Source organism: Chitinophaga pinensis, from assembly GCF_007896845.1.
Taxonomy (GTDB): Bacteria; Bacteroidota; Bacteroidia; order Chitinophagales; family Chitinophagaceae; genus Chitinophaga; species Chitinophaga pinensis_C.
The window spans coordinates 48,169-70,059 of the sequence record NZ_VOHS01000030.1; the positions used below are offsets into that span (position 1 = coordinate 48,169).

A 21,891-nucleotide genomic window follows, 5' to 3' on the forward strand; every position below is an offset into this window, starting at 1 on the left:
TCGTTTTAACAGGTTAATGGAATGGATTTTTTACAATCTTCGGATTGTTGTTCAGCACCGACTGATTAATGGCCGTATAATAGTTCCCCAACCGGAAAAAGCGGGGCGCTCTGAAACGGGGCGCTACCATCTTCACAAATACATACTTTCCATCTCTCGCAGCGTCTCCCGGACGAATCACACGATAAGGATATAATGCGTAGACCATCGCATCCGGATTGGATGAATTGCCGTTCCATACTTTATCCGCCGTCCTCCAACGTTTAAGATCCCACAAGCGGTGATCTTCAAAAGCCAGTTCTACCCTGCGCTCATTGCGGATGCGCTCCATCGTCAATGTTGTAAGACTGTTAGGACCAAAGCCCGCTCTTTCACGCAGTGCATTGATATAAAGCAACGCATCTCCTGTCAGCCCCAGTTCAAATGCGGCTTCTCCCGCATTCAGATAAATTTCACCCAGACGAAACCATACCCACCACACATCACTTTGCACACCACGGGTACTGGTCTTATCATTGGCGTCAATAAACTTACGCAGATAGAAACCCGTATTGGAAACCTCCTGAATAGAACGATGCGGACCGGAAGTACCGGTCAGCAGTTTACCGTCGCTATAAGTAGTCCCCAGATCACTGCCCTCTACCATATCATACGCATTACGACCACTGTTCCATACAAGTACACCTGCCTGAATAGATACCGGCAAACTCTTAAAAGAAGTACCCGGATAAATAATCGTACCATACAGCCGCGCATCTTTGTTGCTGAAGATATCAGCAACATTATTGTAATAGATGTAGTCTGTATTGTCAGCAGTACGGGTTTTAAGGGCGCCATTTGTTCCGTCTTTGTATTCATAGGCTTCCACCAGATTTAAAGAAGGCACAACAGATGAAGAACCCAGATTGTCTTCCCTGATACCACGGGCAATATTGTCATAAGAGAACACGTGCTTGCGGGTAGGTAGCAGAAAGTCTTTCACAAAGATCACCTCCCTGTTATTCGCCTTCTTGGTCACTGCTTCATAGAAGTTTTCACCCAGATCAGGATTATTTTTATACAAGGTGTATGGACCGCTGTTGATGATTTCTTTGGATGCATCCAGCGCTTTCTGATAATAGCCATTCGCCATAGACGCCGGAATGCCCACTTCACCACCGGCAGTCGTAATAGGTGCAGCCATGAGACCATTATACTTTGCAAGCGATCCTGCATACAGCATCGCTCTGCTCTTTAGCGCAAGCGCAGTGTATTTGTTGGCGCGGGTAGTACTACCATCATTACCGATCAGATCTTTGATAGCGTCTACTTCTGAAGCAATGAAGTCATATACATCTGACTCCTTCGCACGTGGCTGTTGCAGACTCTCTACATTACCGGAATAATCATAGATCAGCTGTTTGGTAACCAATGGCACACCGCCCAGTCTTTTCACCAGATTAAAATAATTAAGTGCACGCAGGAAACGTAATTCAGCTGAATACTGTCTCTTTGAAGCTTCTGACAGCTTTACGCCGTATTTTTCGATATTCTCAAGTGCCAGATTAATATCCCTGATGTAGGTATAATTCCAGAGATACCAGCTATCGTAACCATAGGAAGTGATGTTATTACGGCCATCTTCATTGGATTGACCACTCCACATCGCTTCATCATAATTTGCCAGATTACGCCATTGAAAAAGCCGTCCGTCGGCGCCTTCATTATTGACATCAGTCAACCCGCTCTCCGCAGGTATCCTGTCATAAAAATTCGCCAGCAATGCGACGATCTGTTTAGGATCATTCCATACCTGCTCGTCAGAGAGGATGGTGCGTGGTTCTCTGTCCAGCCAGTCTTTCATACAACTGGTCAGCAGGAACAGTCCCGTTGCCATCAGGCAGTATATATAAAGTCGTTTCATGATTAGCGGGTTAAGATGCATTAAAAGGATACGTTAAAACCAAAGTTGTACAGCCGTTGCTGCGGATATACCAGACCATTTGCAGAGCCAATCTCAGGATCTATCTCATACTCTTTTACATTGTCGATAGAAAACAGATTCGTGCCATTGGCATACACACGCAGTCCGGAAATACCGATCCTCCTGACAAACTCACGGGAGAAGTTATAAGCCAGTTCCAGATTTTTCAACCGGATATACCTTACGTTGGTGATCCAGAAATCGTTTACAGCATAGTTCACGTGAGTAGTATTATCTTTTCTGATAGCAGGATATTTACCACTTACCCACTTGCTGTCTGCATTGTAAGGATCTTCTCTGTGCCAGCGGTCTGTCAGCATATAAGCCGGAGAAGAACCATTATTCTGGAAAGGATAACGCAGTTCCCAGTCACGCAGGAAAGACTGCATGGCTGCACCTGCAAAATCAAAGCGCAGGGAGATGCCTTTCCACGACACACTGCTGTTGATGCCAAAGCTGACATAAGGCTGTGCACCCTGCGCATACCCGATAGGGCGCTGATCCTGCCCGTTGATGATCTTGTCACCGTTGACATCTTCATACATAAATCACCGGGCAATTCGGTACGGTTACCCTGTCCGTCGTTATCAATGCCATAGTTTTTAATCTGCTCTTCCGATTCAAAACGGCCTGTCACGTGGTAGCCCCATGTGATATTCGACCAGCGGTCTTCAATGGAATTGCGATACTTATCCCATGCATTACCAAAACGTGGTTTGTAAGTACTGACGCTTCTCAGTCGTGCATAAGTAGCATTGACACCAATAGAATAGCGCACATCACCGGAAATACCGGTATACGTCACCATACCTTCAATACCACGGGTAGCATCTTTGTTGAGGTTGGCATTTGGCAAAGAATAACCTACTTCACTTGGTAACAATACGTCATAACGCGCCGCAGGTAACCCCGAGCGCCGGCGCTCGAACACATCCAGTTGTCCGCTGACACTGTTGTTCAGCAATGTAAAGTCGAGACCAAGATTGAAGTTCTTATTCTTGACCCACGACAATTCTGTTACCGGCAAACCACGTGGACGAAGACCGATCACATAACTGCCGTTCATGACAGCACCGCCCTGATTGAAGTTGTAACCGGCGAGATAGTCAAAGGCGTTGGGGGCATTACCATTTGAAAAGCCGATCTCGCTACCTGTTTCACCATAGGAAGCCCTTAGTTTCAGGTCATTCAGTACACCACCAAACTTTCCTTTCAGCCATGGTTCCTCGGAGATTCTCCAGCCAAGTGATATACCCGGGAAGAAGCCCCAGCGTTTGCCCGCAGCGTAGAGATAAGAACCATCATAACGGCCCAATACTTCTAACAGGTACTTTGATTTATAATCATAGTTGATCCTCCCTATATAACCAGCTCTGGCTTCCAGATTCCATTCATCGGAGAGATAGTCCTGCTCTACCAGATACTGTACAGGTACGTAATTATTGGTAGGAATGGTATGTACTACATAGTATGAGTTCTCATAGTCAGACAACTCATACGCCGCAATTGCAGAGATATTGTGGTTATTGAATTTACGCGCATAGCTCATCTGGAACTGTGCATAGCGGGAGATCACATTTCGTTTATGTCTCTCACGCCATGGGTTCTGGTTACCGAAGCCCGGTTCGGTAAAGTAGCTGTCTGTATTCGCGTCGTATTTATAGGCATTCCAGGTATATTCAAACCCATCAAACTCCTCATTGAGATAGTTGTAGGAGTATACACCTTTTAAACTCAGACCGAAATCGAAATCGTATTGTGCATTCAGATTAACGTTCATTCCTCTCCACCATTCATCCAGATAACCGGTAACGTCATCTCTGTAGGTAACAGGGTTAACGTTTACGTTATGCGTCTGGTGAATGTAATTCGGGTTGTCATTAGCGTAAGGACTTTCTGTCGGCCACATACTGAAGATACTGAGGAAGGGATTGAAGTAATCATCCAGACCCGGTACACCGACGTTGTGGCGCTTTTCCAGACGACCACTGATCTGCGTACCGACCTTTAATCCTTTCGCCAGACTGGCTTCCAGATTGGCCTGCAGGTTGGTACGTTCGTAGGTGAAATCTTTGACGAGCGCGTCCTGACTTAGTCTGCTGACAGACATATAATAGCTGGTACGTTGTGAACCACCGGAAGCATTCGCACTAATGTAGTACTGAGGCACATTAGGGCGGAGCACTTCCTTGTAGTAATCATAACTTTTATACCCTTTCTCTGTACCCGCTTCCCATTTCGCCAGTTCACCGGGCGAATACAGCAATGACGGATCACGGCCAAGGTTTTGCTCTGACTCTACCAGTGCACGTACGTACTGTCCGGCATTCGCCGGATAAGGATAACGTGTAAAATTCTGGAAGCCGTAATAACCGGACAGGTTAATACGCGGCTGCTCATTTTTTGTCCCTTTTTTGGTAGTTACGAGCACCACACCATTACTGGCACGTAAACCATAAATGGAAGCAGAAGCATCTTTCAGGATGGTAATGTTTTCAATATCTTCAAGACCAAGCGTATTAAAGATATCCTGTCCTGAACCGGTAGTTAATCCGAAGGCAGATGTGGCCGTGTTACCCGTGTAAGGTACCCCGTCAATAACAAAGAGTGGTGTACCGAGGTTACGGATCTGCAGATTAGTCCCGTTGCCCGGACGGGAATCAGGAGCACGGGCTGTTATACCCGGCATTTTCCCCACGAGAGCGGCAGAGGTAGTAGTAGCAGGCGTACGTACAAGATCGTCCGATTTAAGCGTACTAACGGCGCCTGTAACGGAGGCCTTTCGTTGTGTACCATAACCTACCACTACGATGTCTGTCAGATTACTGGCCTGTGACGAGACAGTGATCTGTAATTTTGTTTCCTTCCCGAGAACAAGTTCTTTGGTCTGGAAACCGACAATGCTGACGGAAATAATAGCGCCGGGCGTGGCTTGAATGACAAACGAACCATCGTTCTTCGTGACCACTCCTTTGTTACTGTTCCTCACTGATACGGTCGCACCCGGAATGGGGATGCCTGTGGAATCTGTTACTGTTCCTGAGTAAGTAACGTTGTTTGTCTGCTGCGAAAAGCCATGGAGGAAGGCAAATAGCAGCAGCACTACGAGTACGTAGAGCGTTTTCATAACGTTGGGTTTAGTTGTGTGTTTTTTTCGAGGTTTGTTAATTACACTACAGTTCCTGGCCGGTCAGTACCTCCGGCGTTTTTCATGCTAACGGTGAAATTCAGAAATGAATATAATATAAATGTCAAAAATACAGTTATTTATTTTCGGAGTTTTTTATAGGATGTAGCAGCGGCATGATGGCAGTGATTCTTTTCGATATTCTTCAATCTGTATCCGGGTGATGTTTGCAATTATCTAATACGCGCATAAGCATATTGAAGAAGTACGACAACCGATGCGATAGCTGTTGCAATATGGTCAAATCAGCCCACAGGCGCATGTTCTGGCTTTATCGTATATTTATAGATAACCAGATATAGCTTTATGGCAAAACAAACTTCTCTGATCACATTCACCGGTAAACTCGGTAACATGATCGGCTATCAACGAAAGAACCATCATTTTCTGCGTAGCGCACCGGAGACAGTCCGGCAAACAGAAAATACCCGGCGTGCAGCGCAACGCTTCGGCATTGCGAGCAAAAAGGGCGCGCTCATCCGTCACGCTTTATATAGTCAAATGGAGGGGGTTCCGGACGGTACACACGTTAACCGTCTTAATAAGGCATTCATCACGAATGGGAGAGATCATGCCTCTGCACTGGAGGGTTTTCGCTTCAATCAGCAGACAGGCATTGACCGCTTCTTTGCAGCAAGTCCTGTATGTTCATCAGGCGGCCTACTACATATTCCTGCACAGTTGCTGCCTGTGCTCAAAAACTGTACAGCGCTTGAATTAAAAGTGATAACGGCTAATGTGAGTTTCGGCACACAGCGCATTATACATACTAATATACATATTCTGACTCTGAAGCCGGGTGAATATTTTGCGGGTACAATGTTACAGATAGACCAGAGTAGTACAGGTATGTCTGTAGTAACAATACAAGTAAGAGCCCTGCGGCAGGGAATGCTTATTTGTGATAAAAAATATATGGCTGCCGATATTATCGCGGTACTCACGCCTGAAAGAAAAAGTACCTTCCATAAAACTGCCCGGGTACAGCAACCTTTATCCTATAATGTGCCTGAGATCGTTTTTACTGATGCCTGTCTGCATCAGTCGCCCGTATTTATTCAAAAGGAATAGGTGATGCCTTGCCTGAAAGATATTATCTGGTTATTATGATAGATTGTCGCCTTATTTTTTTCAATGCCCGGTATCCCGGATATCTGCGGAGCTTCCCGCAGTAAGATATTTATTGCCTCCTGCCCTCCCATACATTTCAACTATGACTCATTCCACACTGATGATAAACAAAGCATCACTTCGCGATCAAGTCCACGTATACCTCGGGTACATAGCGGCGATGCGTCCTGTAAATCTCCTGTAAACAGGCCCGATAACAAATATCAGGCTGCTGACGAGGTCTTCATCACATAAAATGCAGTGATCAGGTTTTTGAACTCCTCTTCTGTATACCCTTCTTTTACATGTACCTGCCGGACACATTTCTTTCCCTCAAATACATTCAGTATGGCGTCCTTCGCCTTACCCGTTGAGCCGGAATAGATCAATTCCAGCCAGATGTCCTGCACATTATAAGTGACCACATTCCTGACCACCAACCTTGCACCTGTCAGCATAAGCATATTATTTTCCAATACGATAGCATACGTTTTCTGCTGACTGCTGGCAATCATCAACAAAAGAGTAAATAGCAGAAAGAATAACCACGAGCTATCTCGGAAATAAATGTACATCACTATCGATGCAACCCCCATGCCCACTTTCAGCCAGTGCTTCACAACACTATATTCAGTACCAAGCTTCATCTATTTTTAATTTTAATTAACCATACGCGTCATTCCCCACCGCATTACAATTCCTACTTATTCAATGCCTGATTGCCCACCGCCTGTCCGGCAACCTTATTCTTTTCCAGTTTAACGATCAGTTTTCTGAAATCCCGCTCTTCAAATCCCCGATTCGCATATACCTGATGTATACATTTCGCTCCATTGAATATGTGCAGAATAGCTTCTTCCGGATTTTCCTCCGCATCGGGATAAATCACCTCCAGTCTGATATTTTGGATATCGCGGCTGGTCGTTCGTTTTATAAAGAACTTGAACCATGTAATGGTGATTCTTTCCTTATCCAGTTGAATAGTAAAAATAAATGGTCTGACGCCGATCAGCCATACTGTTAATGCGATATAAGTGAATAACACCCAGGGACTATATTCCAAAAATGTCATCGCCGCGAGAAACAGGCCCCACACTCCTAACAAGACATATCCGATCTGGGAGAAACGAGCTTTAATTTCCATGGTATAGGTATTTCATAGGTAGCGCTAAATTAAACAAAATATCCGGCCAAAAAATGACACGAAATACCCGGGTAAATATCAGGCTCATGAAGCCGGATCCTCCTTAAGACGCCTATATCAATGAAGCTGCTCATATATCTACAGCATACTGATAATGAGAAAATTAAAGAAAACAAGCTCCTTTTAAACCGCCGTATTTTCTATATTTTCTCCGTACTACTTGCCCATTTCAGCCGACTTCTTTTCCTTTGAGATTACCACGGATGAAAATATTACCACGTTGTTGAAAATGAGAGGCCCCTGGGAAACATTCCTGTCTCTAAATACCTACCATAATGAGAAAACCCGTTTCTTTTCCCTCGAAAGCGGAACGTTCCGCGTCCATTACGCAGGCTGGTCCTGCCCGGCTAAGGTACCTGCAGAAAATTCCCTGCTGGTACCGGACAATATGCTGTCTGCTATTACTGATGCAAAGTAGTGTACTGCTGGCGCAAAGCGATGGTTTACCCCGCGGCGCATACCAGATGCCTTACACCCGTTATGAAGCAGAAAATGCAGCCTTAAGTGGAGGTGCAGCCCTCGAGCAATCGCCTCAGTTCATTCAGACACAAATCGCCTCAGAAGCATCTGACCAGAAGTATGTTAGTCTTGCAACAAATGGCGCCGGCGTGGAATGGACACTCACACAGCCCGCACAAGGTGTCAACCTGCGTTTCACTATGCCTGATGACAACACAGGCGCCGGCAGAACCGGTTCGCTCGGACTGTACGTCAACGGCGTCAAAGTACGTACGATCAACCTCTCCTCCTACTGGGCCTACCAGTATTTTCCTGCTGCCGATCCGGTGCAGACTCCCGGAGGAAAGACATTCATGCGTTTTGACGAAATCCATTTCCGGCTGGATGCGCCTATGAATGCAGGCGACAAACTCAGTATCCGCAAAGACAACAACGACGCCATCACCTATGGTGTTGACTTTGTGGAAGTAGAAGCTGTCCCTGCAGCACTGCCGCTACCAGCCAACTTCCTGTCTGTTACCGACTATGGCGCTACCGCCAACGATCAGACGGACGACTTTGCCGCATTCAATGCATGTATCGCCGCAGCGGCCTCCCAGGGTAAACATGTATATATCCCCGCTGGTCGTTTTCTGTTAAGTGATAAACTGGCCCTGAATGTCAGCAACATGAAAATACAGGGTGCAGGTATCTGGTACACAGATGTTAATTTTTCCACCGACAAACAATTCTATGGCGGCTTTATGGGCCGTGCCAGCAACGTAGAGATCTCTAATTTTACACTCAGTACTATCAACAATGACCGCCTGAAATACGACGAAGCAAATCCAAGACTCCCCGGCGAAATGTATAAGACCTATAAAGGTTTTATGGGTACCTATGGCTCCGGTTCCCGTATACATGATATATGGGTGGAGCATTTTGAATGCGGTTTCTGGATAGCTGGTTACGATCCCCCTTATCCGATCGACATCACTAATAACCTCGTTATTTCCAGATGCCGTATCCGCAACAACTATGCAGATGGTGTAAACTTCTGTCAGGGCACCTCGAATTCCGTAGTAGAACAATCCAGTGTACGGAATAACGGCGATGACGGTCTCGCAGTATGGCCCGCTAATGCGGCGGGTAATAACGCCACCTGTCGTAATAACATCTTCAGGTATAATACTATCGAAAACAACTGGCGTGCAGGTAGTATCGCATTATTTGGCGGTACCGGACATGAGATCCATCATAACCTGATCAAAGACGGCGTAGGCGGTTCTGCGATCCGCTTCACCAATGATTTCCCCGGCTTCACATTCGAATATCCCGGTGATCTCATCAAAGTATATGAAAATACCATGATCGGTTGTGGAACCAGTTATGACCTGTGGGACCAGAAAAGAGGTGCGATTGAATTCTATGCAGGTGGCACCGGCATTTTCAATATGCAATTTGACAACAACACCATTCTGCGCTCACAACGCGATGGTATCCAGATCTACGGCAATAACCTGCATCACCTCGTCTTCAATAACACCACCATCGACGGCACAGGGCTTGATCCTGTTGTAAGAGACGTCCCTTCCGACGTCTACGGCGGTTTCGGTCTGTATGTACAGGCAGGATCCCAGACAGCTACCTTCAACAACCTGACAGTCACCAATGCTGAATCAGGCGCTTATCTCAACCGGAATAACAGTTTCCAGCTGATCATCCAGAACATCAACATTCCGGTGTCAGGCGTGAACATTAAACCGGCGAATGATACCACGCTTACAGAAGGACAGGTATTGCAGCTATCTGCTGATATCATCCCTTCGGATGCGACCAACAAAAACGTCACCTGGAGTAGCTCTAATCCATCCGTAGCTACTGTAGACGCCAGCGGAAAAGTAACCACAGTGGGTATCGGTACTGCCAACATCACGGTGACAACGGCCAGTGGTAATTTCACGGCCACCCGGAAAGTAACAATACTACCCGGCGTGAACATCGCAGCAACTTTACCGAATGCAGCGGAAGGCGGTGCAGCCGGCAGATTTACGGTCAGCACCTCCTCCCTGTCACAAAGTATCAGTGTGAAATACGCAGTATCCGGTACAGCCAGTGCCAATGATTACAATGCCAACCCTGCACTGAGTGGTACCATCACATTGACGCCGGCACAACCATCCGCAGTGATCAACATCACGGCCGTAGATGACGCCGTGTTTGAAGGTCCGGAAACATTACGCCTGACATTAAAACCAGACGCATCGTACAAGCTGGGCGGAGATACCATTGCGACCATTACGATTGCTGATAATGATAACCCTCCTTGTGTATCACCTGTCATCGCACAGGTATCCGGCACGGCGCCTGTGATAGACAATACGATCGATGCAGCGTGGTCCATTGCACCCGTAAGGAATATCAGCAATTTAGTGTTAGGTGGTTTACCATCCGACTATGCCGGTAAATGGAGGGCAATGTATGATAACACTAACCTCTATCTGTTGGTTGAAGTCAATGACGCTACCCGTATTTCAGATTCCGGCGCGAGCTGGTGGGAAGATGATGTGGTAGAAATATTCCTCGACGGTGACAACAGTAAAGGAAGCGCATACGATGGTGCTAACGACTTCCAGCTGGGCTTCCGCTGGAATGATAATGTGGTGCATACCGGATCTAACTCGGTGACCAGAACAACTGGTATCAACTTCAGACAATACGCTACTGCTACCGGTTATAATCTGGAAGTGGCGATACCATGGACCACTATCGGCACAACACCATCTGTAGGCAAACCTATCGGACTGGATATACAGATTGACGATGATGACAACAATGGTACGCGTGATGCGCAGATCGCATCATTTGCGACGAATACGACCGCATTCTCCAATCCGGCTGTATTTGGTACGGTATACCTGACCACCTGTAGCGGACCACAGAATCAGGCGCCCGTAGTGAATGCCGGCGCAGACGTCACACTGGCGGCCAATACGACGACGGTGACATTACAGGGTACCGGTTCAGACCCTGAAGGTAATGCCGTGACGTACAGCTGGACGAAAATAAGCGGTCCCGCTGCCACGATCAGTAATACAACAATTGCCAATCCTGTTATCACCGGACTCACAAATGGCAGTACCTATGTATTCCAGTTGACAGTAAGTGACGGAACACTCTCTTCCAGCGATCAGGTGCAGGTAACAGTAGGTACCGTTGTTGATCCGAATCAACCGGGTACCATACAGGCGCGTCCTGCTTCAGGTACGATCACGGTGAATGGTAGCCTGAGTGAAAGCAGCTGGAATCTGTCACAGACGATCAGCAAAGTAACAACCGGTTCGCCCAATAACACGGCCACCTTTGGTGTGCTCTGGGATGCGAACAATTTATATATCGGTGTAAGAGTACTGGATGGATCGCTCTATTCAGATTCTCCTGATCCGTGGGATAATGACGCCGTTGAAATCTTCATCGACGCCAACAATAACAAAGGAACCACTTTTGATGGACGCGACAACCAGTTCATCAAAGCATACAACAGCAGCGCTTTGTTTAGTAAGACAGCCGTAACAGGTGTACAACATGCTTATGCAGCTATCACCGGCGGCTATACAGTTGAGATCAGCATTCCATGGTCACAGCTGAACATCACTCCTGCGGCAGGTGTATCCTTTGGTTTTGATGCCGCGTATGACGACGATGATAACGGTGGGGCGCGTGATGGTCAGGCAGTATGGTTTGGTACGCTCTTCAACTATGAAAACACTTCAGGATATGGTACGGTGATACTGGCCAACAGTTCGCCGGCAGCAATAGCAGCAGCGGTTACCAATGAAGTCGTTGCTAAGCTGAAGGAACCATCTTTACAGATCTTACCTAACCCGGCAACGGACGGACAGGCAAAAGTGCTCATCTCCAATTACAGTGGTCAGGGACATTTGTTTGTATATGATCTGAATGGCAGACAGGTATATGCGGCGAAGGCACAGCCGGAAGTAAGACTTAATCTTCCACAGTTGCCCAAAGGCGTATATGTAGTGAAGTTCACATATGGTGAAAAAGTGATTACAAAGAAACTGTTGATACAGTAAAGTGCCCCGCACTAAAAAAAGAACGCCTGCCCCGGAAACGGAGCAGGCGTTTTACTGTATGTATGGAAACGCTAAAGATGCCAGGGCATGCGCCGTAGCATCTGAAGCCGGAGTTTAGACAAACAGGGAAGGCCGGGTGTATAGGGATAATGACAGACCGCGGATCATCCTTCTATTTTAGGCACCGTGCTCAGTGGTGCAAAACGTGCTTTGGCTTTTCTTCTGCCTCTGAAAAACAGATAAAGGTTGAAGAATAACATGAGTCCAAGGCTAATACAGTAACCACCTATTTTAGCGCTAAGCGTTTCTAACATATCCCGGTTATCAAGAATACCATGGGTGATTTCCATCACCCAGAAAGCAAAACCCAGATTGATCAGATAAAATCCTGTTTCAAAGAGTTTGTTGGTTGCTAATGCGATATCTGTTTTACCATTAAAGATATCGTGCATAAATACTTTACTGTTTTTGAATAAAGTATGTGCAACATACCATGTCAGGAAAATAACGATCGGTAAATAGATCAGATAAGCAGTGAAATTGAGCGTGCTAGCCATACAACAGTGTTTTTAAGGTTGAAGAATTGTTCTATTACGTTTACTGATAAAGTAAATAACAAGCATATTGATATAGTGCATAACAGCGAGTGTCATGACTATTTTTCCGGTCATCACGGTGATGGACAGGTACAGTTCCATCCAGCTGTGAATGGTGTTCCAGGTACTGATCATCAATGCGGCATATCCCAGATTAACGAGGTAGTAGCCGATCAGTAATATCCGGTTAATAGCGTCTGTCAGAGATACATCGTCCTTCAGGAGACCGAGTATAAAAATTCTACCGTTCCGAAAGAAAACAAGGCCAACACGCACAGTTATCAGGTAGGTGATCAGGAGATAAATGATGTAAGCGAGTGTGTTCATACCGGGTACATTTCAGGTGACTGGCAGAAGGTTGCTTTTGTGATACAAACCTAGGCATTAATATTCGAACTTTCAAAATATTCTGAAAGTTTCATTGTGTTAAAATCATAAGTAGCTGATATTCTATTGGATAGTTTTTCTTCCTTTGAACGCTTTTGGAACAGACTGGTATTTTAAATACCTTGGATACAAATAAAAGCCTATGTTATCGACCCGACATCTGGTATTTATGGAAGTGGCCCGGGAAAGGAGCTTTTCAAAAGCAAGTGAAGTGTTATTCATCTCTCAACCTGCTGTGAGCAGTCATATTAAGAGTCTGGAAGAGCAGTATCAAACCAAGCTTTTTGAGCGGAAAGGACTGCACATAGAATTGACAGAGGCGGGGCAGTTACTGTATAAGCGTCTGCTGACGGTAAAGATGATCCAGCAGGAAACGGAGTTCGATATCTCCGTCATGAAAGACAAGTTACAGGCCACGGGCAGGCTGAACCTGGGTGCGAGTACAACAGCGGCCTTGTACATTCTTCCGAGAGTTATGTCGGCGTTCAATCAGGAGTACCCAAGAGTGGAAATCTCCCTCCTTAACAGGAACAGCGAGATAGTCCTCGATGCACTCTTAAACAATGAAATCAACATCGGCGTAACAGAAGAGAAGGGCAAGCTCAGTAATGTGACTTATCAGCCTTTTCTGAAGGATCAGATTGTGGCGGTCTGCAGTCATAACAATCCTCTGGTCAGGAAGAAAGAGTACCCCTTAAAAGAGATCCTGAATATGCCTCTGGCAATCCGTGAGCGTGGCAGTGGAACCCTCGAAGCCATCAAACAGGGTTTAAAGAAAAGTAAAATAGGGCTGGATGACCTGAAGATCAATGTCCGGCTTGGCGGAACGGAAGCTTTAAAGAACTTCCTTGTAGAATCCGGTTGCGTCGGATTTCTCTCTACCCGCTCGATTGTCAAGGAGTTACAGCTGGGAGAACTGGCAGTTTTACAATTCGAAGGCCTGCGTATTGAACGTAGCTTCTACTTTATCCAGCGGAAGGGCGAAACCAGTGAACTGAATAAGCGTTTCATCAAATTAGCAAAATCCATCTATAATTAAATCTTATGGATCATAAGATTTCCATATGGCTTTCATTATAACGTAAGGGCTACATTTGTCGTATAAACAATGTGTTTTTATGAACATCCTTTTTTACTACGAAGAATTGTATAATACGACTTCCGAAAGATTGAAAACATTAGCCGGTCTCTCTATACAACATAAGAATAACCTGCTGAGACAAATGAAGGAACATACGCCAACTTTCCTGACTACGAGTTCTGACATCGAAACACTCACCAGAAAAGCCGTAGCATCTTTAGGCGCCATGTTATGCCCTGAAGCAGCTGCAGAATATGCGGGTGTCAGTAAATTGCTGGAAATGGATATGTCTGAAAAGGCTGAGTAGCACTTAAAGTCGCTCTAACTGCCTTTGATAATCATACTGGAGATCTTCATGTTGCAGGGAAATAGATTTCTCAATCTTTTTCACCTGTTGCACATATAGTTTTGTGAGCGCTACGCTCTCTCCTATCTTGAATCCCGCTTTCTTTACTTTCGTACAGAAATACAACAATAACTCTACTTCGGCTTGTTTAGAGCCGGTGTATTTGATATGCTTGTTGGTAGCGCGGAGGATCTTGCGGAGGTGCTTCTTGACAAAATAGACATGCTGTTTTGGGGCTTCTGCAAAAGCTTCGTCCATTTCCTGTTTAACAGATTCTATGTAGCCCTGCAGGTCGTGAGACTCAAACAACAGGTAGTTCAGCAGTTCCTTATTCTCTTTCTTGAACTTAGCCAGACGCAGACATAGTTCCACCAGCTGTGCCGGTGGAACCTCCTGCAATTCTTTCTTTAATTCGCTGACACTGGCGGCTTTCATCACTATTCAGTATAGAAGTCAATCAGTGCTCCGAAATACGTTTCATTCCATCCACCTACGATATCCTCATAGGCTTCGTCTGGTATATTGGTATGCCTGAGTTCAACATCGGTCCCCTTTTTGTTCGGATGCAGGATGATCGTCACGATAGACGCATCTTCCTGTTCACCGAAATACCACTCCTGCACAATCTTCTTATCTTCTTCAAACTCCAGATTCATCCCTACGATGCTATCCCCCCAAAGGGAGAACTCCGTACCCGGCTCGGTAGACATTTCAGCGGGCTCGCCTGTCCAGAGCTGGATGGTCGTTGGATTGGTAAGCGCTTTATAAAGGTCCTCCGGCGGCGCCGGGATGATGAAGTGTTTTTTGTAGTCTTTCATGGGCGCGAAGGTAGCGAATAATGATACATTCCTACAAAAAACTCTATTTGGGCCTCCTGAGCAATTGTCTTTAAAACATCCCTCTTTACACGGACAATGTCATCAATAAAATCATTGACCAACTCCTGTACCCACTGTGTTGTGACAAACTCTTTTCTGTATTCCCAATAGTTGTATGCATATGCCTTTTCGGTCACTCCTCCGGGTGTCCTCAGCGAATATATCTCTCCCTCATAATGACTATGAGAGACCTCTAAGCCCAATTGCTGGCTTATCATCGCTATCGATGAAGAAAAATGACTGATTTTTATGGCGATTGATATATTATTCACATGCACTGACTTAATGTGTGTTCAGACTATTTTCATTTACATTTAAAATACGCTCTCCACCTTTTCATATCAGCGTTAAACAGACTGTCACTCAGATACATATATCCAAAAAACCCTTTTTCGCAATTGGCCGATATATCAGACCGGCGTTCCAGCTCCGGCAGGATCAGGTTAGCGTAATAATTGCTGTTCTTTGGTGCCATCCGCTCAAGTTCCAGCGTATCCAGCTTTTTACAGAACACACTCATTTCCTGCAACCTCTGCTTTGAACTGACACAGGAATAAAAGGAAGAAACAATCAGTAAAGTGAAAACACGCATCCTTATCATCAGAGATATTTATTCATAAAAGTATCATAGGGCATAATTTATCTGTTGTAACCCACTACAGACTCACCTGCTACATCCCCCCTCTGTAAAAGACATGACCGTTCCACGGATATTCGATCCCTCTGAGTAAAGTCATTTGCAGCGTCGTGTAAATCATAAATGCAACGATCACTGCCGACAGGATCTTCCGGGCCTTGTCATACCGGTCATCACCTGAAATTTTACGCCTTATAATTGAAACAATTATAAAAAAAGCGATTGCCCCAATGTGATATACAATATCTGCTATCCCGAACCCGAACGTTATTTTTCCTGCAAGCGTCATAGTTATTACCAACAATAGCCAGACAGAAATATTATATAAATTGTCTTATTCATTCTAAAACGCTATTTCTTCTATTTATCAGCAAAGATCACTCAGGCATTATAGGAATCGCAGTCAATGTTGAGTCATAAATATATACTCTTTCATTTTCCAGCTCATATTTCGGATGTCGGAGTTGCAACGTTTGCGTTTTATAAAACGTCAAAGTATCCCCATTGTCACTTATACGGGCATACCTTAAAATATTATAAACATGAAAATCTCTGGTAAGCAAATACTCCAATATCAGTTCCCCTTCACTTGTCGTATATCTATGGTGCGTACCATGCGCTCTCGCTAACACTTCATTAGATAAAGTATCAAACTGATAGCTCGCATATACCAGACTACTATCTGCAAATTTCAATGCAATGTAGTCAGGCTTAAACACTGTATTTCCCGGCCGTGCCTGCACATAGCTCCCCTGTTTTTTCACCTTGACGTTTCCTGTAAAATTGTCTCTGTTGGTGCTATAAAATGTATTAATCGAAGAATCATATTGTGCTCTTGTAATATTACCATGGGCAAGCTGCTTTTGTAGCCGGCCGCTTACTATATATCGATGACTACATCCCTGCATGGCAATGAGCAGCAGCATGACAATATAAAAACACCTTTTATTCCTCATCTGATCAGGCACTATACATTAAAAAATCAAAGTCGGACTCCAGCTGGCAAATAAGAAAATGATACCGTTGTCCAGCTTATCTATATTTAGGGAAAAGTCATTAATAACAGCAGCGGGATGCTTATAAATAGCATCTTTTAATTGATCGGGAAGCATAAATAAACATAGGTATATCAGGCAGCAAATCTAGCATAATTCTTAATACCCTCCTACCAATATCGGTGCCTCCTCAAAAACCCGGCTTAAACGTGCTCCCCATGCTGTCAATACCCTTTCCCGCTCCTCAATACCTTGTCTGACCGGTGCATAAACCACCTCCGGAGCCAATACACTGAATCCCACAAATTCCAGCATCCCCCGGTGTACCGGTTTCAGTATCCCTTCCAGATCTCCATGTAAGCCATCTTTCCGATAGCTATCCTCCGATCCTCCCGTAGTTAGTGACAGCAGAGCCTTTTTCCCCTTCAGCATACCTGCCTCATAACACCTGTTATTCCCGTAAAACCTTCCCATTGCGAATACCCGGTCCACCCAGCCTTTCAATATACCCGGTACCGTAAACCACCACAACGGAAACTGCCAGATCATCAGATCACACCATTCCACTTTTTGCTGCTCTGCTTCAATATCCAAAGCAAAACCGGCAACTTCCGTAGCATGCATCTCCTCCAGTTGTTGTTTAAAGAAGACAGTATCATAGGTGTCGTAAAATTATTCCGGTCAGACACCGGGTTAAACGCATCTCTGTAAAGATCAGAAACCTTCACCTCATGTCCTGCTGTGGTCAATGCAGCTATCGCTGTTTCAAACATCGCTCCGTTCATGCTCTTCAATTCCGGATGGGCTAATACAATCAGTATTTTCATATTTTTATCCCGTTTTATGGTGACAGCAGCAAAATTATACTGCCGCACCTTACGAGGTATCAGTGCAGCCTATTGTATGCAGCACACAAAAGTGTAAGTAATGGGAAAAAGAAAAATTACATCCAGCAATGCGCTCAACCTGCAAACACTGATCGGCTTCTGCGGAATGATGTACGCCGTGGACATGCTGGCAGGCAGATGGAAACTGGTCATTCTGTATAAACTGGAAAAGAAAACCCTCCGTTTCGGCGAACTCAAAGCCATCATCCCCGAGATCTCCGACCGTATGCTCACCCTCCATTTGCAGGAACTGGAAAAGAATGGGCTGGTGATCAGGACCGCCTACGCCGAGATTCCTCCCAGAGTGGAATACAAACTGTCCGATAGTGCCCGTAAACTGGCTCCCGTCTGGCAACAATTAGAGGAATGGGCGGTGGAACATAAAACGACCATGGATAAAAATAACGCCGGTTTTTAGCCCCCTCCTGTAAGTTTTCTGAAAAAGCTGCAACTAACAATTCCGGAAAGCAGATATGACTGCCACCGGAAAGAATCACACATCGCCTCATCAATAAAAACCATGGATGAAACGCAGTTTTTACAGTTCATTGATCAACACCAACAGATCATCCATAAGATCTGCTGGCTCTACCGGGATACGCCGGAAGACAGAGAAGACCTCTTTCAGGAAATTGTATGCCAGTTATGGAAATCAGCCCCCTCTTTTGAAGGTAAATCCCGGTTCAGTTCGTGGCTGTACCGCATTGCCATCAATACAGCCCTGACCGCATTCCGTAAAAAACAACTGATATCAGATACTCCCCGGCCCTCCCCGATATACCGGCAACTGTTCCCGATGACAACGAACAAATGGAACGCCTCCGGATAGCCATCCGGCAATTAAACGACACCGACAAAGCCATCATGGCATTATATCTCGAGGAACTCAGCTACGGGGAGATAGCAGCTATTACCGGCATCACAGAAAATAATGTCGGCGTAAAGATCAACAGGATAAAAACAAACTACAGCAACTATTACAAGTAAAAAAATGACCCATGCAAAACGATCCGTTAAAATCAATGTGGAATAATCTGGGCCATACGCCTAAAGATCAACAAACACTTAAACAATGTTGTCCGCAACAGGTTTCCGTAAAATGCGCAGACAACTGCTCATGGAGACAATCGCCTTTATCCTCTTCCTTATTGTCTATTATGATTTCTTTGATGGTGATAAAAAGCCTGTATACCTAATCTGGCATTAATCAGCGCTTTGCTGTTTGCTATCATACACAGCATCCTCGGTTACAGATTAAGCTCTGCAATATTACAGGCAGATACCATCACACAGTCACTCCGGCAATCGCTTTTACGCATACGGAAATACGCGCTTATATCAGTTGGCAGCAGAATACTAACCGCTGTCTGCCTCTTGATGTTCTTTACATCAGTGATCAGTTTCACACATTACAAATACTGTTACTACTGATCATACTCTCAGTCTTCTCTGTTCAGATCGTCCTGCTCGGGAATGTCTGGAAAAAGCGGATCGCTAAATTAAACAACGACATTAAAACTTTGATACACTCCTTCCGGAATAAGCTCTGATAATGTCGGTATTATCCTAACCGTTATACTTCAATGCCGCCTGCCTCTGCAGTATGTCTGCCGCAAGCAGATCAATTTCCTCTTCTTTTTCGCCGGGTGTAGGTGCTGATAACATTCTCTGCATACTCAGGATCAGCACCTCATCCAACTTATACGGAGCATCTCCGAGCAGACATAATACATTATATTTCCAGCCCTCATCTCCGGTCTGAAAGATCGCCTGTATTTCATCTTTTATCTCATTCACATACGGCACAAAGTAATCATTTACCGCCGGAGCGACAGGCCAGTTCAGGTCCTGTAGCCACTCCAGCAACACAGGTACATCGTCCCTGATCTGCTCCACAGTCATGGTCTGTAGCAAAGCTACAGCCGCATCGTCGCCTTTCGTTTGTGGTATATAAAGTTGCTTGTTTTCCATCAGTCATGTTTATGGTTTCGGACATTGCGGTATCTCATTCCATATCAGCCGCATACTCTCTTCATTATCAAAACAGGACGGTACGCGCTCATAATATATACACTCATATATCTCAGGATGAGATACCAGTACCTTCAGTACAACCCTCCCTACAGGCGGAGCATCCCGCTTTGCAAAATATAAGGTCATACTGTATTCTATGTCATCTAAATAAAAATGCCCCTCCGCAACTCTATCCTTTTCCTTCGCCGTATCATTCCTGTAGTACCTGATCATAGCCACTACATAACGGCCGTTTATATCCAGCTCCTTTTGCAAACGGGCCCCTTTATAATATCCATCACCGAATACACCGTCACAATGATCAGCAACAATATGATGAGGAGCGGTATGATCATTTTCGTATTGCCTTCAACATCCTATAATTAATCATGATAACTACATCGCTTTAAAGTACTATTCAGGCGGGTTGAAATAGCAGGGTATGTCTACAGTCACTATCATAGTACAGGGATCAGTCCGCAAGTTACAAATAAAATGTATCCTGTGAATGCTGGCTGAAAAACCACAACCTACTCAATATCAATCCATGTACCTCAACCAACACTCACCATTAAGTATCAACTGTCCTACACTGTCCCATAACAATATTCAACTACAAATAAGTAGTATTACACTATTATAGTAATCAAATAGTGTCATTATAACACCTATTTTATACATTTATAAACTGATATCCATAAAAACGACAACCAGCGACGCCTCCATGTTATAACATTACCTGTACAACGCGTTCAGACGCTCATTGCTACAATTCCACGAGAATAGCCCGACCAGCCATACTGTCCGTAGGCGGTTTCCACTGAGAACATTTCACGCATTTATAAAAAAACGTTTATGAAAAACTGACAATGCTGCTGCTGCTCATTTGCGCCTTCCATACGCATATCTCACTCGCAGCGATCCACTCATCCGGTCCTCCCATCACTATCAGCGGGAAAATTATAGCCCGGGATGGTACACCTGTTATCGGCGCCACCATACGTGTCAAAGGCTCAGGTGCCGGCGCTACGACCAATGCCAGCGGCGTATTCACTTTAACCGCCATTCCTGACAATGCAGTACTGGTCATCTCCAGCATGGGTTACAACACCATGGAATTCACACTCAAACCAACTGAAAAAGGCATTTCCGCAACGCCCGCAAAAGCAACGGATGCAGAGAACATCCGGCTGACGGAAGGTCCTGCGCCCTATCTGAATATCACCCTCAGTGCGGCTGTACAGGAGTTAGGGGAAAGTGTCGTTATCGCCTATGGTACTGTTAAAAAACGTGACCTGACGGGCTCCGTTGTCTCTATCAAAGAAGCTGATATTACAGCAACGCCTGTCAATAATGCCATGGAAGCATTGCAGGGTAAAGTAGCCGGCATGGATATCATGCGGGGATCCGGAGCTGTTGGTACCAACGTCAATATTCTGTTGCGTGGCAGCCGCTCTATTATGGCGATAACAGCCCTCTTTTTATCGTAGACGGTATTCAAAGCAGTTACGACCAGATCAACCCGTCCGACATTGCTTCTATCGACGTATTAAAGACGCTTCCTCTACCGCTATTTACGGCTCCGCCGGATCCAATGGCGTCGTGATCATCACCACAAAAAAAGGGAAGGCTGGTAAGTCTTCCGTCAACCTCGATGTATTCTACGGCCTCTCGGCAGCCCGCATTTCTTTCATGGTATGACAGGTGATGAATACACCAGGTACCGGAAAGAAATATACCGCACCATCAATGGAGAATATCCGCAGGATATGTCGCAGATCTTCACCACCGAACCGGTACTGGATGCCTACAATAAAGGCAAATGGATTGATTGGGTCGGATTGATCACCGATAACACTGCTACGCAACAGAAATACCACCTCTCCCTTTCCGATGGTACTGGTAAGACCAAAGTCTACACTCTTTTACTTATACAAGGAAGAAGGTATCCTCAGTAATGAAAACCTGAACCGGTATGCATTGCGTATGAACCTCGACCGCGACATGGCCAGCTGGATGAAAGTCGGTACCAATATCAATCTCAACTATTCCATCCAGAACGCAAGGGGAAAAAA

Annotated in this window: 27 protein-coding genes; 12 read left to right on the forward strand and 15 right to left on the reverse strand. The window is 45.3% G+C overall.

Annotation, left to right across the window (positions count from 1 at the left end):
• Positions 1-13: 13 nt before the first annotated feature.
• Genes FEF09_RS22250 through FEF09_RS22255 form a run of 3 tightly spaced genes read right to left on the reverse strand, consistent with a single transcriptional unit; the run spans position 14 to position 5,090 of the window.
• Complete coding sequence (locus tag FEF09_RS22250) at positions 14-1,903, reverse strand: RagB/SusD family nutrient uptake outer membrane protein (RefSeq protein WP_186774461.1); 1,890 nt, start codon at positions 1,901-1,903, stop codon at positions 14-16.
• Between the two features lie 20 nt (positions 1,904-1,923).
• The gene (locus FEF09_RS31735; protein ID WP_222597071.1) at positions 1,924-2,352 is read right to left on the reverse strand and encodes a hypothetical protein; all 429 of its coding nucleotides are present in this window, start codon (positions 2,350-2,352) and stop codon (positions 1,924-1,926) included.
• Complete coding sequence (locus FEF09_RS22255; RefSeq protein ID WP_222597072.1) at positions 2,277-5,090, reverse strand: SusC/RagA family TonB-linked outer membrane protein; 2,814 nt, start codon at positions 5,088-5,090, stop codon at positions 2,277-2,279. Before FEF09_RS22255 ends, FEF09_RS31735 begins: the two co-directional genes overlap by 76 nt.
• Before the next feature lie 366 nt (positions 5,091-5,456).
• Here FEF09_RS22255 and FEF09_RS22260 point away from each other — a divergent pair, with 366 nt between their 5' ends.
• Complete coding sequence (locus FEF09_RS22260) at positions 5,457-6,221, forward strand: hypothetical protein (protein WP_146307150.1); 765 nt, start codon at positions 5,457-5,459, stop codon at positions 6,219-6,221.
• A gap of 263 nt (positions 6,222-6,484) precedes the next feature.
• Here the strand turns inward: FEF09_RS22260 and FEF09_RS22265 are convergent, their stop codons facing one another.
• Both FEF09_RS22265 and FEF09_RS22270 read right to left on the reverse strand, forming a co-directional pair.
• A complete protein-coding gene (locus tag FEF09_RS22265; RefSeq protein WP_146307151.1) occupies positions 6,485-6,907 on the reverse strand; it encodes a hypothetical protein in 423 nt (140 codons plus the stop codon).
• A 53-nt stretch (positions 6,908-6,960) separates the two neighbouring features.
• Positions 6,961-7,404 carry a hypothetical protein gene (locus tag FEF09_RS22270; protein ID WP_146307152.1) on the reverse strand — a complete coding sequence of 148 codons (444 nt, stop codon included), beginning with the start codon at positions 7,402-7,404 and terminating at the stop codon, positions 6,961-6,963.
• A gap of 220 nt (positions 7,405-7,624) precedes the next feature.
• Here FEF09_RS22270 and FEF09_RS33440 point away from each other — a divergent pair, with 220 nt between their 5' ends.
• Entirely contained in the window at positions 7,625-7,882 is a 258-nt protein-coding gene (locus FEF09_RS33440; protein ID WP_261387665.1) for a hypothetical protein, read from the forward strand.
• A complete protein-coding gene (locus tag FEF09_RS22275) occupies positions 7,872-11,996 on the forward strand; it encodes a sugar-binding protein (RefSeq protein WP_261387666.1) in 4,125 nt (1,374 codons plus the stop codon). Before FEF09_RS33440 ends, FEF09_RS22275 begins: the two co-directional genes overlap by 11 nt.
• A gap of 164 nt (positions 11,997-12,160) precedes the next feature.
• Here FEF09_RS22275 and FEF09_RS22280 read toward each other — a convergent pair whose 3' ends face one another.
• Positions 12,161-12,553 (reverse strand): hypothetical protein, encoded by a 393-nt coding sequence (locus FEF09_RS22280; RefSeq protein WP_146307154.1) that lies wholly within the window; start codon positions 12,551-12,553, stop codon positions 12,161-12,163.
• A gap of 12 nt (positions 12,554-12,565) precedes the next feature.
• The gene (locus tag FEF09_RS22285) at positions 12,566-12,919 is read right to left on the reverse strand and encodes a hypothetical protein (RefSeq protein ID WP_146307155.1); all 354 of its coding nucleotides are present in this window, start codon (positions 12,917-12,919) and stop codon (positions 12,566-12,568) included.
• Positions 12,920-13,121: 202 nt separating this feature from the next.
• On the opposite strand from FEF09_RS22285, the gene FEF09_RS22290 reads away from it, so the two are divergent.
• Both FEF09_RS22290 and FEF09_RS22295 read left to right on the forward strand, forming a co-directional pair.
• Positions 13,122-14,018, forward strand: coding sequence for a LysR family transcriptional regulator (locus tag FEF09_RS22290; protein WP_012792583.1), 897 nt, complete (start codon positions 13,122-13,124; stop codon positions 14,016-14,018).
• Positions 14,019-14,097: 79 nt separating this feature from the next.
• Positions 14,098-14,367, forward strand: a complete 270-nt coding sequence (locus FEF09_RS22295; RefSeq protein WP_146307156.1) for a hypothetical protein — start codon at positions 14,098-14,100, stop codon at positions 14,365-14,367.
• 3 nt (positions 14,368-14,370) lie between these two features.
• Here the strand turns inward: FEF09_RS22295 and FEF09_RS22300 are convergent, their stop codons facing one another.
• From FEF09_RS22300 to FEF09_RS31740, 6 genes are all read right to left on the reverse strand, one after another.
• The gene (locus tag FEF09_RS22300) at positions 14,371-14,841 is read right to left on the reverse strand and encodes a hypothetical protein (protein ID WP_146307157.1); all 471 of its coding nucleotides are present in this window, start codon (positions 14,839-14,841) and stop codon (positions 14,371-14,373) included.
• 2 nt (positions 14,842-14,843) lie between these two features.
• Positions 14,844-15,224, reverse strand: a complete 381-nt coding sequence (locus FEF09_RS22305; RefSeq protein WP_146307158.1) for an SRPBCC domain-containing protein — start codon at positions 15,222-15,224, stop codon at positions 14,844-14,846.
• Between the two features lie 364 nt (positions 15,225-15,588).
• Positions 15,589-15,876 carry a hypothetical protein gene (locus tag FEF09_RS22315; RefSeq protein WP_222597073.1) on the reverse strand — a complete coding sequence of 96 codons (288 nt, stop codon included), beginning with the start codon at positions 15,874-15,876 and terminating at the stop codon, positions 15,589-15,591.
• Between the two features lie 422 nt (positions 15,877-16,298).
• Entirely contained in the window at positions 16,299-16,847 is a 549-nt protein-coding gene (locus tag FEF09_RS22320; protein WP_146307161.1) for a hypothetical protein, read from the reverse strand.
• A 228-nt stretch (positions 16,848-17,075) separates the two neighbouring features.
• Entirely contained in the window at positions 17,076-17,540 is a 465-nt protein-coding gene (locus FEF09_RS22325; protein ID WP_222597074.1) for an NAD(P)H-dependent oxidoreductase, read from the reverse strand.
• Positions 17,465-17,743 (reverse strand): NAD(P)H-dependent oxidoreductase, encoded by a 279-nt coding sequence (locus FEF09_RS31740; protein ID WP_222597075.1) that lies wholly within the window; start codon positions 17,741-17,743, stop codon positions 17,465-17,467. The genes FEF09_RS22325 and FEF09_RS31740 overlap by 76 nt, the downstream gene beginning before the upstream one ends.
• Before the next feature lie 100 nt (positions 17,744-17,843).
• On the opposite strand from FEF09_RS31740, the gene FEF09_RS22330 reads away from it, so the two are divergent.
• The 4 genes from FEF09_RS22330 (at position 17,844) to FEF09_RS33450 (ending at position 19,010) form a co-directional block, all read left to right on the forward strand.
• Complete coding sequence (locus tag FEF09_RS22330; protein WP_146307162.1) at positions 17,844-18,221, forward strand: winged helix-turn-helix transcriptional regulator; 378 nt, start codon at positions 17,844-17,846, stop codon at positions 18,219-18,221.
• A gap of 102 nt (positions 18,222-18,323) precedes the next feature.
• Positions 18,324-18,632, forward strand: coding sequence for an RNA polymerase sigma factor (locus tag FEF09_RS22335; protein WP_261387667.1), 309 nt, complete (start codon positions 18,324-18,326; stop codon positions 18,630-18,632).
• Positions 18,614-18,790, forward strand: coding sequence for an RNA polymerase sigma factor (locus FEF09_RS33445; protein ID WP_261387668.1), 177 nt, complete (start codon positions 18,614-18,616; stop codon positions 18,788-18,790). Before FEF09_RS22335 ends, FEF09_RS33445 begins: the two co-directional genes overlap by 19 nt.
• 85 nt (positions 18,791-18,875) lie before the next feature.
• A complete protein-coding gene (locus FEF09_RS33450; protein WP_261387669.1) occupies positions 18,876-19,010 on the forward strand; it encodes a hypothetical protein in 135 nt (44 codons plus the stop codon).
• A gap of 359 nt (positions 19,011-19,369) precedes the next feature.
• On the opposite strand, the gene FEF09_RS22340 is transcribed toward FEF09_RS33450, so the two are convergent.
• A complete protein-coding gene (locus FEF09_RS22340) occupies positions 19,370-19,774 on the reverse strand; it encodes a DUF5071 domain-containing protein (RefSeq protein WP_146307163.1) in 405 nt (134 codons plus the stop codon).
• A gap of 9 nt (positions 19,775-19,783) precedes the next feature.
• Positions 19,784-20,092 carry a hypothetical protein gene (locus FEF09_RS22345; RefSeq protein ID WP_146307164.1) on the reverse strand — a complete coding sequence of 103 codons (309 nt, stop codon included), beginning with the start codon at positions 20,090-20,092 and terminating at the stop codon, positions 19,784-19,786.
• Between the two features lie 593 nt (positions 20,093-20,685).
• Between FEF09_RS22345 and FEF09_RS22350 the strand changes: the two genes are divergently transcribed.
• From FEF09_RS22350 to FEF09_RS22360, 3 genes are all read left to right on the forward strand, one after another.
• Complete coding sequence (locus tag FEF09_RS22350) at positions 20,686-21,306, forward strand: carboxypeptidase-like regulatory domain-containing protein (RefSeq protein ID WP_146307165.1); 621 nt, start codon at positions 20,686-20,688, stop codon at positions 21,304-21,306.
• An 82-nt stretch (positions 21,307-21,388) separates the two neighbouring features.
• Positions 21,389-21,517 (forward strand): hypothetical protein, encoded by a 129-nt coding sequence (locus FEF09_RS22355; RefSeq protein WP_261387673.1) that lies wholly within the window; start codon positions 21,389-21,391, stop codon positions 21,515-21,517.
• A complete protein-coding gene (locus FEF09_RS22360) occupies positions 21,514-21,774 on the forward strand; it encodes a hypothetical protein (RefSeq protein WP_146307166.1) in 261 nt (86 codons plus the stop codon). Before FEF09_RS22355 ends, FEF09_RS22360 begins: the two co-directional genes overlap by 4 nt.
• Positions 21,775-21,891 lie beyond the last annotated feature (117 nt).